This window comes from Variovorax sp. RA8 (assembly GCF_901827175.1).
Taxonomy (GTDB): domain Bacteria; phylum Pseudomonadota; class Gammaproteobacteria; order Burkholderiales; family Burkholderiaceae_C; genus Variovorax.
Genome location: NZ_LR594662.1, coordinates 405,304 through 419,361 on the forward strand (window position 1 = coordinate 405,304; position 14,058 = coordinate 419,361).

Sequence of the window (14,058 nt, forward strand, 5' to 3'; positions counted from 1 at the left end):
CGCTGTCCGCTCAGTGCTTGTAGGAATCGTCGATGCGATCGACCTGCCGCACCAGCGCGTCGAACACGTCCTGCCCACCGCCGTGCTTCGGGTTGAACTGCAGCGCGTCGCGAGTGCACTTGCGCGCGATGTCCTCCGAGACGGGGATCGGCGTGCCCATCGACAGGGTGGCCATCTGGATCTCGCAGGCGCGCTGCAGGGTCCAGAGAATGGCGAAGGTCTGCGGCAGCGTCTGGCCCCATGCCAGCAGGCCATGGTTGCGCAGGATGACGGCCGGCCGGTTGCCGATGCTCTTCAGCAGGCGCGGCCCTTCGTCGGCATGGATGGTGATGCCCTCGAAGTCGTGGTAGGCCACCATGTCGTGCAGCTGGGCAGTGTAGAAGTTGGTCTGCTGCAGGCCACCCTGCAGGCAGGCCACGGCCACGCCGGCCGTGGTGTGCGTGTGCATCACGCAATGCGCATCGGGCAGGCCGTCGTGAATGGCGGCATGCACGGTGAAGCCGGCGGGGTTGACCGGATGGCGCGAGCCGTCGAGCACCTTGCCCTGCAGGTCGATCTTCACCAGGTTGCTGGCGGTGACCTCGCTGTAGTGCAGGCCGAAGGGGTTGATCAGGAACTGCTTCTCGCCACCCGTCCCGCTGTCGGGCAGCCGCACCGTGATGTGGTTGTAGATCATCTCGGTCCAGCCCAGCATCGCGAACACGCGGTAGCAGGCGGCCAGTTGCAGGCGCGCCTCCTGTTCGTCGGGATGGATGGCGGGACGGGCCGGGGTGGCCGGCGTGGCGAATGGCGTGTTCATCGGCAGTTCCTTTGCATATCTAGCCCTCTGCGGTGAAGCCGATCTGCTTCACGATCGGGGCCCACTTGGCGGTGTCTTTCTTGATCAGCTCGGTCAGCTCCCCCGGCGTGGAGGACATCGCCTCCAGACCGAATGTGGCAAGCCCGTCGATCACGTCCTTCTGCGCCAGCGCCGTCTTCATGGCCGCATTGGCACGCGCCACCACCTCGGGTGACGCCTTGGCCGGCAGCAGGAAGGCGAACCATTCGCTGTGCGTGACGTTCTTGACGCCCTGTTCCTCGAAGGTGGGCACGTCCGGCGCGAAGCGGCTGCGCTTGGCACCGGAGACGCCCAGGATGCGTACCTTGCCCGAGGCCAGGTGCTGGGTGATGTCGCCGATCGGGCCCGACACTGCCGCCACGTTGCCGCCCAGCAGGTCCAGCATGGCCGGTTGCGTGCCGCGGTAGGCCGCGTGCTTGAGATCCACGCCAGCGTTCTTGCCGAGCAGCGCGCCGATGAAGTGCGGCGTGGAGCCGGCCGCGGGCGATCCGTAGTTGGCGCCTTCGGGATGGGCCTTGGCCCAGGCGAGGTACTCGGGCACCGATTTCACCGAGGCCGGCACGGCCGGCCCGACGGCAAAGCCGAAGTCGAACTGGCAGGCGATCGTCAGCGGCGTGAGGTCCACCAGCGGGTCGTAGGGCAGCTTCTTGTAGATGTGCGGATAGATGGTGAGGATGGAGGTCGGCGTCTGCAGGATCGTCGCGCCATCGGCCGGCTGGCCCTTGACGTAGGTGACGGCGATCTGGCCGCCCGCACCGGTGCGGTTCTCCACCACCACGGCCTTGCCGTAGTCGGGCTGGAGGCGGCTCGCGACGCGGCGGCACAGGGTGTCGGAGGTGCCGCCGGCCGCGAAGCCGGTGATCAGGCGCGCGGTCTCGAAGGGCTGCGCCTGGGCGAAGGCGTGCTGGCCCAGGCTGGCGAGCAGGGCGGAGGCACCGGTGGTCTGCAGCAAGTGGCGGCGGGTGATGGTCATGATGTGGGAGTCTCCGTGTGAGGGCGTTTCAGGATTCGTCGCGCAGCCAGGTGACTGCGCCCGAATGGGTCACGGCGCCCTGATGGCTGGGGCGCACGGTGAGCGCGTATTTTTCCAGCAAGCCGGTGTGCCGTACCCCCGCGTTTACCTGACGTCCGGCCAGCCGCGCCGCGATCTCCCCGTTGCTCAGTTCGACCGTGATGCTGCGCGCCTCGGCACGCGCATCGATGGCGACGATGTCGCCGTCGCGCAAGGCCGCAATGGGGCCGCCAGCGGCCGCCTCCGGCCCCGCGTAGCCGATGCACAGGCCGCGCGTCGCGCCGGAGAAGCGGCCGTCGGTCAGGAGCGCGACCTTGTCGCCCATGCCCTGGCCGTAGAGCAGGGCGGTGATGCCCAGCATCTCGCGCATGCCGGGGCTGCCCTTGGGGCCTTCGTTGCGGATCACGATCACGTCGCCGGCCTGGTAGCGGCGGTTCTGCACGGCGGCCTGCGCTTCTTCCTCCGACTCGAAGACGCGCGCCGGGCCGCGGTGGACCAGTGTCTTCAGGCCCGCGGTCTTGAGCAGGGCGCCGTCCGGGCACAGGTTGCCCTTCAGCACGGCGAGGCCGCCGTCGCGCGTGATCGGGTCCCCGGCCTTGCGCACCACCCGGCCATCGGGCGCGGGCGCATCGGCCACTTCCTCCGCCAGCGTGCGGCCGGTGAAGGTGAGCGCGTCGCCATGCAGGTAGCCCTGTTCGAGCAGCGTGCGCAGGATCACGCCGGCGCCGCCGATGTAGAACACATCGCGCGCCAGGTACTGCCCGCCCGGGCGCAGGTCGGCGACGAGCGGCGTGCGCGCGAAGACCTCCGCCACGTCGTCGAGGTGGAACTTGATGCCGGCCTCGTGCGCGATGGCCGGCAGATGCAGCGCCGCATTGGTCGAGCCGCCGGTGGCCGAGACCAGGGCGCAGGCGTTCTCCAGCGCCTGGCGCGTCACGATGTCGCGCGGCAGCGGGCCCTCGCCCATGACGGCCTTCATCAGCTGCCGCGCCGCGCGGCGCATCAGCGGCGCGCGCTCGCTGAACACGGCCGGCACCATGCTGGAGCCGATCGGCGCCAGCCCCAGCGCCTCCGACACCATGCCCATGGTGTTGGCGGTGAACTGGCCGGCGCAGGCGCCGGCGGTGGGCAGGCAGGCGCGGCTCATGGCGTCGAGCTCTTCGTGCGTCGCGTCGCCGGCGAGCACCTTGCCGATGGTCTCGTAGGTGTCGACCACGTTGAGGTCGCGGCCGTCCGGCCCCGGCATCTGGCCGGGCAGGGCCGAGCCGCCGTGCACGAACACGCCGGGCACGTTGCAGCGGACCATGCCCATCATCAGGCCGGGCAGGTTCTTGTCGCAGGCGCCGATGGCGAAGATGCCGTCCCACTGGTGGCCGCGGGTGGACGCTTCCACGCTGTCGGCGATCAGCTCGCGCGAGATCAACGAGAAGCGCATGCCCGAGTGCGCCATCGTCAGGCCGTCGCTCACCGACACCACCGGGCACTCGTGCGGCGTGCCGCCGCCGGCGTAGATGCCGGTCTTGGCATGCTGCGCCTGCTCGCGCAGGTTGAGGTTGCAGGGGCTCATCTCGCCGCCGGTGTGGAACACGCCGATATGCGGGCGCGCGATGTCCTCGTCGTCCTGGCCCAGCGCATGCAGGAAGCTGCGCGTGGTGGCGCGGATGGTGCCCTCGCGGATGATTGCGGAGCGGAAGCGTTTGGATTCGGTCACTGGAGTACCTTCGCCTTGGGAGCGGCCCTGCGGCTCATGATGTCAATACGTCCCGCCCGCAGGCGTCGGCTTCGGGCCGCCCCTGAAGCGGGCGGCCAGCGCATTGGTGCTGCGCACCAGGAGGTTGGTGTCCAGGCCGACCGCGACGAAGAGGGCACCCAGGTCCAGGTACCTCTGCGCCAGCGCCTCGTCGGGCGTCAGGATGCCGGCGGCCTTGCCGGCCCGCTGGATGCGCGCGATGGCGTCCTCGATGGCGGCCTGCACCTCGGCATGGTTCGAGTCGCCGACATGGCCGAGCGAGGCCGACAGGTCGGCCGGCCCGATGAAGACGCCATCGACGCCGTCGACGGCGGCAATCGCATCCAGGTTCGCCAGCGCTTCGCGCGACTCTGCCTGCACCAGCAGGCACACCTGCGAGTTGGCCTCCCTGGCATAGGCCGGGTAGCGGCCCCAGCGCGAGGCGCGCGCGCCGCCCATGCCGCGAAGGCCCTGCGGCGGGTAGCGCATGGCGCGCACGAGGGCCTTCGCCTGCTCGGGCGTGTCGACCATCGGCACCAGCAGGGTCTGCACGCCGAGGTCCAGGTACTGCTTGATCAGCGCCGTGCCTGCGTCGCCGTGGCCCACCGGAACGCGCGCGATGGCGTTCACGCCCGGATAAGCCGCAATGGCTTGCGCCTGCTGCAGCACGCTGCGCAGGCCATTGGGCGAATGCTCGCCGTCGATGAGCAGCCAGTCGAAGCCGGCGCCGGCACAGATCTCCGTGCTGTAGGCGTCGGCCAGGCCGAGCCACAGGCCGATCTGCGTGCGCTTCTCGGCCAGGGCCTGCTTGAAGGGATTGGTGGGGGTTTGCATGGTGTTCCTTTCAAACAAGACGGAAGGCGATGGAGCCCAAGGGGCCGTAGTCTGCATGGAAGGTGTCGCCCGGCCTGGCGGTGGTCGGCCGCGTGAAGGAGCCGCCCAGCACCACCTCGCCCGCCTCCAGGCACTCACCCCACGGCGCGAGCTTGTTGGCCAGCCAGGCCACGCCGGTGGCCGGATGGTTGAGCACGGCCGCGGCCAGGCCCGACTCCTCGATCACGCCATTCTTGTAGAGCAGGGCGCCGACCCAGCGCAGGTCCACCGCATCGGGCTTCACCGGGCGGCCGCCGGTCACGATGCCCGCATTGGCCGCGTTGTCGGCGATGGTGTCGAAGACCTTGCGCATGGCGCCGGTCTCGCGGTCGAGCTGCTCGATGCGCGCATCGATGATCTCGATGGCCGGCACCACGTAGTCGGTGGCGGCGAGCACCTCGAAGATGCTGACGTTGGGCCCCTGCAGCCGCTTGCCCAGGACGAAGGCGAGCTCGACCTCGATGCGCGGCGCGATGAAGCGGGTGAAGGGGATGTCCCCGCCCTGCTCGAAGAACATGTCGTCCAGCAGCGTGCCGTAGTCCGGCTCGGTGATCTGGCTGGCCTGCTGCATGGCGCGCGAGGTCAGGCCGATCTTGTGGCCCTTGACCACGCGGCCTTCGGCCAGCTTGGTCTTCACCCATTCGCGCGAGATCGCGTAGCCGTCCTCGACCGTCATCCCGGGATGGCGCATCGAGAAATGCCGCAGCTGCACGCGCGACTTCTCGCTTTCGTGCAGCTCGGCCGCGAGTTGCTGGATCAGCTTCTTGTCGAGCATGTCAGGGTTGGAACAGGGGATGGAGGTTGCCGCACTTGCCGTCATACACCTGGCCGGGCGCTTCGTCGATCTGCAAGGTGATGCCGACGTGCCGCTTCGCAAGCAGGGGCTCGGCATGCCGTTTCAGCCGGGCGAGCAAGGCATCGCCGACGCGCTTCTTCACCGCATCGGAGCGCCCCGCCGCCATGCGCAGGTTGAGGTAGACGAAGCCATGCTCGCCCGAGCCGTCTGCCACCGCAAAGTGCGCGGCCGGGTAGGCCAGCACACGCGTGCCGCCGATCGGGAAGACCGGGCGGTCCTGGTCGTCGCGCTGCTCGATCATGGTGTCGGCGAGGGCGCGGCACAGCGCCGGCATGTCGGCGTCGGCTTCGACGTCGGGCGTGTAGAGGATCACGAGATGGGGCATGTGCGGGGCTTTCTCAGGCGGCGGCCCGTGCCGGCAGCGGCGTCACCGGAAAGATCGCATTGATCTGCCCCGTGCCCGAGCTGCCGAAGTAGGGCGTGACGATTTCCACTGGCGCGGTGTAGCGGTCCCATCCCAGCAGGCCCAGCAGCATCGCGGTGTCGTGCATGTCGCCTTCGCCCCAGCATTTCTCGGCATACATCGGCAGCATGCCGACGAAGGTCTTCCATTCGCCGGCCTTCCACAGCTCGACCACGCGATGGTCGACCTCCTCGAGGAAGGGGTCGTACACCTTGTGCATGAACTCCGGCGCGCGGCCGTTGTCGGCGAAGTGATGCGACAGCGAGCCGCTGGCGAACACCGCCACCGTGCCCTCGTAGCGCTCCTCGATGGCGCGGCGCACGGCGAGGCCGAAGCGACCCGATTCGGCGAGGTCGTGCCAGTCGCACCAGCCGCTGATGCTGATCACCTTGTAGTGCTGGTCGGCGTTCATGTAGCGCATCGGCACCAGCGTGCCGTATTCGAGTTCCAGCGTGGTGTCGCTGTGGGCGCGGCTTTTCACGCCCATCTCGTTCGCCATGTCGCCGATCAGGTGGCCCAGTGCCGGATTGCCCGGGTAGGCATAAGGCATGTTCTTGATGAAGTGCGGCAGCTCGTTGCTCGTGTAGGTGCCTTCGAACTTCGGACCGCAGTTGATGTGGTATTCGCTGTTGACCTGCCAGTGCACGTCGAAGACCACGATGGTGTCCACGCCCAGTTCGCGGCAGCGCCGGTCGATCTCCTTGTGGCCATTGATCGCTGCCTCGCGGCAGCCGAAGTTCGGACCGGGGAATTCCGACAGGTACATCGAGGGGACGTGCGTGATCTTGGCGGCGAGTGCGAGGGTGCCCATGGTCAAACTCCCCAGTGCGGGATGTGGTGCGAACCCAGCGACACCGCCACGTTCTTCGGCTCGCAGAAGACCTCGTAGCTCCAGGTGCCGCCCTCGCGGCCCGTGCCCGAAGCCTTGGTGCCGCCGAAGGGCTGGCGCAGGTCCCTGACGTTCTGGCTGTTGACGAAGCACATGCCGGCCTCGACGGCCGCGGCCACGCGGTGCGCACGGCCGATGTTCTCCGTCCAGACGTAGCTGCTCAGCCCGTACTGGATGTCGTTGGCCAGGCGGATCGCGTCGACCTCGTCCTTGAAGGGGATCAGGCAGGCCACGGGTCCGAAGATCTCGTCCTGCGCGATCTTCATACGGTTGTCGACGTCGGCGAAGACCGTGGGCGCGACGTAGTTGCCGCGCCGCACGCGCTCCGGCAGCTGCGGGACTTCGAGGCCCCCGCACAGCAGCGTCGCGCCTTCCTTCGGCCCCAGTTCGATGTAGCTGCGCACCTTGGCGAGGTGGGCCTGCGAGATCATCGGGCCGACGATGGTCGCTTCATGAAGCGGGTCGCCGACCACGATGCGCTTCGCGCGCTCGGCGAACTTCGCCGCGAAGTCGGCGTAGATCGATTGCTGCACCAGGATGCGCGAGCCCGCGGTGCAGCGCTCGCCGTTGTTGCTGAAGATCATGAACACGGCCGCGTCGAGCGCGCGATCCAGGTCCGCGTCGTCGAAGATCACGAAGGGGCTTTTGCCGCCGAGCTCCATGCTGAACTTCTTCAGGCCCGCGCCCTTGACGATGCGGTTGCCGGTGGCGGTCGAGCCGGTAAACGAGATGGCCCGCACATCCGGATGCGCCACCAGCGGCTCGCCGGCCTCCTTGCCGTAGCCGTGCACCAGGTTCAGGACGCCAGGCGGAATGCCGGCTTCCAGCGCCAGTTCGCCCAGGCGCGCGGCGGTCAGCGGCGAGAGCTCGCTCATCTTGAGAACCGCGGTGTTGCCGAAGGCCAGGCAGGGCGCGACCTTCCAGGTGGCGGTCATGAAGGGCACGTTCCACGGCGAGATCAGCGCGCACACGCCGACCGGGTGGAACAGCGTGTAGTTGAGGTGCGTCTCGGTCGGGTAGGTGTGGCCGTCGACCCGCGTGCACATCTCGGCGAAGTAGTAGAAGTTGTCGGCCGCGCGCGGCACCAGCTGTTTGCCGGTCTGGGCGATGACCTGGCCGCAATCGTCGGTCTCGGTGCGCGCCAGCTCGGGCACGTGGACCGCGATCAGGTCGCCGAGCTTGCGGATCAGCTTCGCGCGCTGCGGCGCGGGCATGCCGGCCCACTTAGGAAAGGCGGCCTTCGCGGCGGCGACGCCCGCGTTGACTTCCGCTTCGCCGCCCGAAGCGACTTCGGCCAGTACTTCTTGCGTGGCCGGATTGACGGTCTCGAAATAGTCGGTGCCGGCGACCGGCTTGCCGTCGATGAGGTGATCGATCTTCATGGGGCTCTCAGTCCAGCTTGATGTCGCGCGCCTTGATCAGCGCGTGCCACTTCTTGCGCTCCGATTCGGCGTAGCGCGCCATCTCGGCGGCGTCGGCCGGGCGTGCCTCCCAGCCGGCCTCGAACAGTTTTTGCCGCACGGCCGGATCGTTCATGGTCTTGCCGAGTTCGGCGCCGAGCCGGGCCTGCACGTCCTTGGGCGTCGCGGCCGGCGCCACCAGCCCCTGCCAGGCGTAGGCCTCGACATTGGCAAAGCCGAGCTCCTTGGCGGTCGGCACGTTGGGCAGCTGCGGCATGCGTTCGGCCGACAGGGCGATCAGCGGCGTGATCTTGCCGGCCTTGACGGCGCCCACGCCGCTCGGCAGATCCAGCACGATCAGCGGCACCTGCCCGGCCAACAGGTCCTGCATGGCCGGCGCGCCGCCCTTGTACGGAACATGCAGCAGCGAGACGCCCGCCTCGCGCTGGAACAGCTCGAGCGCCAGATGGTGCGGGCTGCCGTTGCCGGGCGTCCCGATGCTGTACTTGCCCGGCGAGCGCTTGAGCTCGGCGAGCAGCGCCTTGGCGTCCGCGAAGCCGGCGTTGGGCCCGGCGGTGATGACCAGCGCCGAGCGGCCCATCATGCCGAGCAGCGCGAAATCCTTCTCGGCGTCGTAGGGCACCTTCTTGTAGAGCACGGGGTTGTAGACGAGCACGCCGTTGTCGGCCGAGAACACGGTGTAGCCGTCGGGCGCCGCGCGCGCCACGTGCTCCGAGGCGATCATGGCGGCGGCGCCAGGCCGGTTGTCGATGACGACCGGCTGGCCGAGCTGCTGCGAGAGCTGGGCGCCGGCGGTGCGCGCGAGGAAGTCGGTGCCACCGCCGGCCGGATAGCCGACCACCCAGCGCACCTGCCGGTTCGGGTAGGACTGGGCAGGGGCATCGAGGGCGAGCATCGATGCACAAAGTGCGAGCAGGGCTGCGGCGAGTCTCGGTGTCTTGATCATGGTGTCTCCTGGTTTTTTAGGGAACAGGGCGGATGTCCGCCTTCAAACTGCGGTGATCGTGTTGACCAACGCGCCGATGTGCTCGATCTCCGTAACGACCACGTCGCCCGGCCTGCAATCGACCACGCCGTCGGGGGTGCCGGTGAGGATCAGGTCGCCGGGCGCGAGCGTCATGAAGCCTGAGAAATACTCGATCAGGAAGGGCACGTCGAAGATCATGTCCTTCGTGTTGCCCGACTGCGTGACCTTTCCGTTGACGGTGGTCTGCAGTGCGAGGGACATCGGGTCGGGCACGTCCTGCGCATCCACCAGCCAGGGGCCGATGGGCGTGCAGGTGTCGCGGTTCTTCACGCGCAGGTTGGGGCGGTACCAGTTCTCCAGGTAATCGCGGATCGCGTAGTCGTTGGCCACGGTGTAGCCGGCGATGAAGTCGTAGGCGTCATTGCGCCGGACCTTGCGCGCCGTCCTTCCGATCACGACCGCGAGCTCGCATTCGTAATGCATGAAGGACACATCGGCCGGGCGCCGCGTTTTCTGGCGATGCCCGATGAGCGTGCTCTGGCCCTTGACGAAGACCAGCGGCTCCTCCGGCGCCTTGAATTCCAGCTCCTTCGCATGGTCGGCGTAGTTCAGGCCGAGTGCGAGGATGGTGCGCGGGCGCGGCGTGGGTGCCAGCGGCGGCAGCCACAGCGCGTCATCGAAGGCGATGCTGCGGCCGTCGTCCAGCAGCAGCCGGCCGTCGCGCTCGATGGCGGCCTGTTCGACGCCTTCGAAGGCGATGCGTGCGTGCCTCATTGGGCAACCTCCGTGCCATGCACTGCGGCGCTATTCGCCTTCGGAGCGGCCGTGCGGCTCATGCCGCCTCTCCCACGAGCGTGTTGACCAGCGTCTCGAAGCCCGGCGCGCTGATCTCGATGCGGTCGCCGGGGCGGGCGAGCGGACGGCCTGCGTCGCAACCCAGCATCAGCACATCGCCGTGCGCGAGCGTCATGAACTCGCTCACGTCGGCCAGCAATTGCGCCGCGTTGCGCATGAGGTGCGAGAAGTCGACCGACTGGCGCAGTTCGCCGTTGATGCGGACCTCGAGCCTGAACTCGGCCGGGTCCGCCACCTCCTGCGCGTCGCGCATCGCGGGGCCGATGCCCAGGAAACCGTCCACGCACTTGAACTTGACCGGCGGACGGAAGAAGCTCGCGTGCGGGATCGAGAGATCGTTCATCGGCACGAAGCCTTCGACGTCGCCGTCGGCGCCGATCACCATCGCGATGGTGGCGCCGACTTCGACCTCCGGGATGCGCGCTGGCACGGCAATCGCGCTGCCATGGGGGCTCCAGGTGTTGGCCGTCTTCACGTACAGCACCGGTGCCCTGGGCGGCGCCTTGTAGGGCGGCTGCGTCATCTGCGGCGCAAGTGCCTCGAACTCCGCGCGGAAGTTGAGCAGCACGCCATAGACCGTTCCGATGGGCAGGAAGCTCGCTGGAGTACCTTCGCCTGCGGCTGCGGTGCTATTCGCCTTCGGAACGGCCGTGCGGCTCACTGGAGTACCTTCGCCTTCGGCTGCGGTGCTATTCGCCTTCGGAGCGGCCGTGCGGCTCATGGTTGCTCCAGTTCGATCACTTCGTCGAGCAGCACGTAGAGCTGCGACAGCTTCTGCTTGCCCAGCGACTTCTCCATCCACGCGTAGTGATCCTCGATGCTGCGCGAGAGCTGCCGGACCATGCGCATGCCCTTGGCCGTGGCCTCGACGACGGTGCGGCGCTGGTCGGCGGGATCGCGCGCGCGGCGGATCAGGCCGTCGCGCTCCATGCGCGCGAGCACGCCGGTCAGGCTGGGGCCGAGGATGAAGGCCTCGCGCGCGACGCGGCCGGTCTCGACCAGCCCGTGCTCGCCCAGCACCCGCAACACGCGCCATTGCTGGTCGCTCAGGCCGTGCTCGCGCAGGCTGGGCCGGGTGTGCGCCATGACCGCCTCGCGGGCCTGCAGCAGCAGGCGGGGCAGGTTGCGATGGACGAAGGTAGTGTTCATGAAGCCTCGATTATTTAACATGTTAAATTTATTGCAAGGCCTTCCGATCGGCTCCGCGGCCGGGTTTTCCCGGGGTTCGAAGGGACTGTGACGCCGAGCCCTCCCTACACTCGGGCGATGGCCAAGGAAAAAACTCTCTTCGTCTGCTCCGAGTGCGGCGGTACCAGCCCCAAGTGGCTCGGCCGCTGCCCCAGCTGCGGTGCCTGGAACACGCTGATCGAGCAGGTGGCCGCGGCGGCGGCCGGCGGCAGCAACAACCGCTTCGGCGCGCCCTTCGCATCGCTCGCCGGCTCGTCCGAGCTGGCGATGCTGTCGGAGATCGAAGCTGGCGAGGTCCCGCGCACGCCCACCGGGCTGGATGAGCTCGACCGCGTGCTGGGCGGCGGCATCGTCGACGGCGGCGTCACGCTGATCGGGGGCGACCCGGGCATCGGCAAGTCCACGCTGCTGCTGCAGGCGGTCGATGCGCTGCAGCGCGCGGGGCGCAACGCGCTCTATGTCACCGGCGAGGAGAGCGGCGCCCAGGTAGCGCTGCGCTCGCGGCGGCTCGGCCTGGAGCAGTCGCAGGTGCAGGTGCTGGCCGAGATCCAGTTGGAGAAGATCCTCGCCACGCTGGACGCCACGCGGCCGGCGATCGCGGTGATCGATTCGATCCAGACCGTGTACTCCGACCAGCTGACCTCGGCCCCCGGCTCGGTGGCGCAGGTGCGCGAATGCGCGGCCCACCTCACGCGCTTCGCCAAGGCCAGCGGCACGGCGGTGGTGCTGGTGGGCCACGTGACCAAGGAGGGCGCGCTGGCCGGCCCGCGCGTGCTCGAGCACATGGTCGACACGGTGCTGTACTTCGAAGGCGACACGCATTCGAGCTTTCGCCTCGTGCGCGCCATCAAGAACCGCTTCGGCGCGGTCAACGAGATCGGCGTGTTCGCGATGACCGAGCGCGGCCTCAAGGGCGTGGCCAATCCCAGCGCGATCTTCCTGAGCCAGCATGCCGAGCCGGTGCCCGGCAGCGTCGTGTTGGTCACGCTCGAAGGCACGCGGCCGATGCTGGTCGAGATCCAGGCGCTGGTCGATGACGGCGGGCCGAGTCCGCGGCGGCTGTCGGTCGGCCTCGACCGCGACCGGCTCGCCATGCTGCTGGCGGTGCTGCACCGCCATGCGGGCGTGGCCTGCATGGACCAGGACGTGTTCGTCAATGCGGTGGGCGGCGTGCGCATCAGCGAGCCGGCGGCCGACCTGGCGGTGATGCTGGCCATCACCTCCAGCCTGCGCGGCAAGCCGCTGCCCAAGGGCTTCATCGCGTTTGGCGAGGTGGGCTTGGCCGGCGAGGTGCGGCCCGCGCCGCGCGGGCAGGAGCGGCTGCGCGAAGCCGCCAAGCTGGGCTTCAGCGTGGCGGTGGTGCCCAAGGCCAACGCGCCCCGCAAGGGCGCCAAGGAGATCGAGGGGCTGACGATCCACGCGGTGGAGCGTATCGAGGAAGCGATGGAGGTGGTCCGCAGTCTCGATTGAACCGCCGACCGTCGGCTTCGGGCCCGGCGACAATGCAGCCCATGAATTTCGGGAAAGTCTTCGTACCCCTCGCGGGCCTGCTTCTGCTCGGCGCCTCTTATCGCGCCTATGGATGGGCGGGCGTCGCCTTCGCCGGCGGCGCAATCATCATGTTCCTGCTGATGCATTTCAACCGCACCATGCAGGTCCTGAAGCGCGCGGCCGACCGGCCCATCGGCACGGTGGCGAGTGCCGTGATGCTCAACGCCAAGCTCAAGCCCAAGGTGACCCTGCTCCATGTGATCGCGATGACCCGCGCGCTCGGCGAGCAGCGCACGCCCAAGGATGCGCAGCCCGAGGTCTATCGCTGGACCGACAACGGCGGCTCCTGGGTCGACGCCACCTTCGTCAACGGCAAGCTGATCGAATGGAAGCTGGTGCGCCCCGAGGCGCCGGCCGAGAACGACGAGCAGCCGGCCGACCCGCCGAACGCGGACGCCGTCAAGCCCGGTGCCGCCGACGCCCTGCGCCCGCCCGTCTAGAACGGCGCCGACTCGTCGGCCAGTTCTTCCGTGGGCGCTGCGGCCTTTGGTGGGGCATCGGCCGGCGCCGCTCCCAGCTGCATTTCGCCGCCCAGCGCCTCGATCAGCTCCGGCACCAGCTGCCCGAGCTCGCCGGTCGCGATCGCGGCATCGGCGTCGAAGTTGTCTTCCTTGGCCGAGCCCGGCGCCTCGTCGAGCGTGCCTTCGAGGAACACGATCTTGCGCAGCTGCATGCCCTCGGTCAGCTCGAAGGACACGCGGTCGTCCCACGTCATGGCCAGGCGCGTGGGCCGCTTGCCGTCCGCGATGTGCTGGCGGACCTCGTCGATGTCCAGCGGGTGCTTGGCGTAGCGCACCACCGCCTTCGATTCGTCGGTGGCCTTGAGCTCGCATTCGCGGTCGATGGTGAAGCCGGCCGGCGGCTCCTGTGTCGACAGCCAATCCGACATGGCGACAGCCGGCTCCACTTGCGTGTTGATCTGTGCCACGGCAAAGCCTTCGAGCGCCTTCACCAGGCTGGTCACGACCTCGTCGGCGCGCGCTGCGTTGCTCGCATTCACGACCAGCCGGCGCGCGGCCGGATCGATCCAGACCGCGATGCGCACGTGGCGGGTGAAGGCCAGCGGCAGCAGCTCCTGCGTGATGTCTTCCTTGAGCTCCTTCTTCTCCTTCTTGCCGGGCTTGCGCCCGGTGGTGGCCTCGATCTGCGCGGCGCGTTCCTCGACCTTGCGTCGCACTACGGAGCCCGGCAGGGTCTTGCTCTCGATCATGTACTCGAGCAGCCACTGGCCGCCCACGGATTCGACCAGCGGCCCATGCGCCTCGCCGCGGGGCTCGGTCCAGCCGGCGGCTTTCTCCTGCGAAGGGCTGCACGGCACGAAGCGAAAGGCGTCCAGGCGCTGCTCGGCGTCAGTGAGCGTTTGCGACCACGTGGATTCGATGCGATAGACGATGACGTTCTTGAAGACGGACACGAGAAGAGAACCCTTTTCCTGGCTGTTTGGCAAAGCCGAGCATTGTCGGTGGGACGACCGCG

At 68.5% G+C, this 14,058-nt stretch carries 15 protein-coding genes; 2 read left to right on the forward strand and 13 right to left on the reverse strand.

Going from position 1 to position 14,058, the window contains the following annotated elements; translation table 11 throughout:
* Positions 1–10 precede the first annotated feature (10 nt).
* Genes E5P3_RS01860 through hpaR form a run of 12 tightly spaced genes read right to left on the reverse strand, consistent with a single transcriptional unit; the run spans position 11 to position 10,992 of the window.
* Complete coding sequence (locus tag E5P3_RS01860; RefSeq protein WP_162584440.1) at positions 11–799, reverse strand: class II aldolase/adducin family protein; 789 nt, start codon at positions 797–799, stop codon at positions 11–13.
* A 19-nt stretch (positions 800–818) separates the two neighbouring features.
* On the reverse strand, positions 819–1,811 hold the full coding sequence (locus E5P3_RS01865) for a Bug family tripartite tricarboxylate transporter substrate binding protein (RefSeq protein WP_162584441.1): 993 nt from the start codon (positions 1,809–1,811) through the stop codon (positions 819–821).
* A 28-nt stretch (positions 1,812–1,839) separates the two neighbouring features.
* Positions 1,840–3,561 carry a dihydroxy-acid dehydratase gene (ilvD, locus tag E5P3_RS01870; protein ID WP_162584442.1) on the reverse strand — a complete coding sequence of 574 codons (1,722 nt, stop codon included), beginning with the start codon at positions 3,559–3,561 and terminating at the stop codon, positions 1,840–1,842.
* Between the two features lie 42 nt (positions 3,562–3,603).
* Positions 3,604–4,413, reverse strand: coding sequence for an aldolase/citrate lyase family protein (locus E5P3_RS01875; RefSeq protein WP_162584443.1), 810 nt, complete (start codon positions 4,411–4,413; stop codon positions 3,604–3,606).
* Positions 4,414–4,423: 10 nt separating this feature from the next.
* On the reverse strand, positions 4,424–5,227 hold the full coding sequence (hpaH, locus tag E5P3_RS01880; RefSeq protein ID WP_162584444.1) for a 2-oxo-hept-4-ene-1,7-dioate hydratase: 804 nt from the start codon (positions 5,225–5,227) through the stop codon (positions 4,424–4,426).
* Position 5,228: 1 nt separating this feature from the next.
* Entirely contained in the window at positions 5,229–5,633 is a 405-nt protein-coding gene (locus E5P3_RS01885) for a 5-carboxymethyl-2-hydroxymuconate Delta-isomerase (RefSeq protein WP_162584445.1), read from the reverse strand.
* Positions 5,634–5,646: 13 nt separating this feature from the next.
* Complete coding sequence (hpaD, locus tag E5P3_RS01890; RefSeq protein WP_162584446.1) at positions 5,647–6,522, reverse strand: 3,4-dihydroxyphenylacetate 2,3-dioxygenase; 876 nt, start codon at positions 6,520–6,522, stop codon at positions 5,647–5,649.
* Positions 6,523–6,524: 2 nt separating this feature from the next.
* Positions 6,525–7,982, reverse strand: coding sequence for a 5-carboxymethyl-2-hydroxymuconate semialdehyde dehydrogenase (gene hpaE, locus E5P3_RS01895; protein WP_162584447.1), 1,458 nt, complete (start codon positions 7,980–7,982; stop codon positions 6,525–6,527).
* A gap of 7 nt (positions 7,983–7,989) precedes the next feature.
* The gene (locus tag E5P3_RS01900) at positions 7,990–8,967 is read right to left on the reverse strand and encodes a Bug family tripartite tricarboxylate transporter substrate binding protein (RefSeq protein WP_162584448.1); all 978 of its coding nucleotides are present in this window, start codon (positions 8,965–8,967) and stop codon (positions 7,990–7,992) included.
* 42 nt (positions 8,968–9,009) lie between these two features.
* Positions 9,010–9,762, reverse strand: coding sequence for a fumarylacetoacetate hydrolase family protein (locus tag E5P3_RS01905; protein WP_162584449.1), 753 nt, complete (start codon positions 9,760–9,762; stop codon positions 9,010–9,012).
* A gap of 58 nt (positions 9,763–9,820) precedes the next feature.
* Positions 9,821–10,564 (reverse strand): fumarylacetoacetate hydrolase family protein, encoded by a 744-nt coding sequence (locus tag E5P3_RS01910; RefSeq protein ID WP_162584450.1) that lies wholly within the window; start codon positions 10,562–10,564, stop codon positions 9,821–9,823.
* Positions 10,561–10,992 carry a homoprotocatechuate degradation operon regulator HpaR gene (hpaR, locus tag E5P3_RS01915; RefSeq protein ID WP_162584451.1) on the reverse strand — a complete coding sequence of 144 codons (432 nt, stop codon included), beginning with the start codon at positions 10,990–10,992 and terminating at the stop codon, positions 10,561–10,563. Before hpaR ends, E5P3_RS01910 begins: the two co-directional genes overlap by 4 nt.
* A 117-nt stretch (positions 10,993–11,109) precedes the next feature.
* Here hpaR and radA point away from each other — a divergent pair, with 117 nt between their 5' ends.
* Both radA and E5P3_RS01925 read left to right on the forward strand, forming a co-directional pair.
* Positions 11,110–12,501: a DNA repair protein RadA gene (gene radA / locus E5P3_RS01920; protein WP_162584452.1), complete on the forward strand. Its 1,392-nt coding sequence runs from the start codon at positions 11,110–11,112 to the stop codon at positions 12,499–12,501.
* A gap of 32 nt (positions 12,502–12,533) precedes the next feature.
* A complete protein-coding gene (locus E5P3_RS01925) occupies positions 12,534–13,022 on the forward strand; it encodes a glycerate kinase (RefSeq protein ID WP_232072947.1) in 489 nt (162 codons plus the stop codon).
* On the opposite strand, the gene E5P3_RS01930 is transcribed toward E5P3_RS01925, so the two are convergent.
* Positions 13,019–13,996 carry a recombination-associated protein RdgC gene (locus E5P3_RS01930; protein WP_162584454.1) on the reverse strand — a complete coding sequence of 326 codons (978 nt, stop codon included), beginning with the start codon at positions 13,994–13,996 and terminating at the stop codon, positions 13,019–13,021. The genes E5P3_RS01925 and E5P3_RS01930 overlap by 4 nt on opposite strands.
* Positions 13,997–14,058 lie beyond the last annotated feature (62 nt).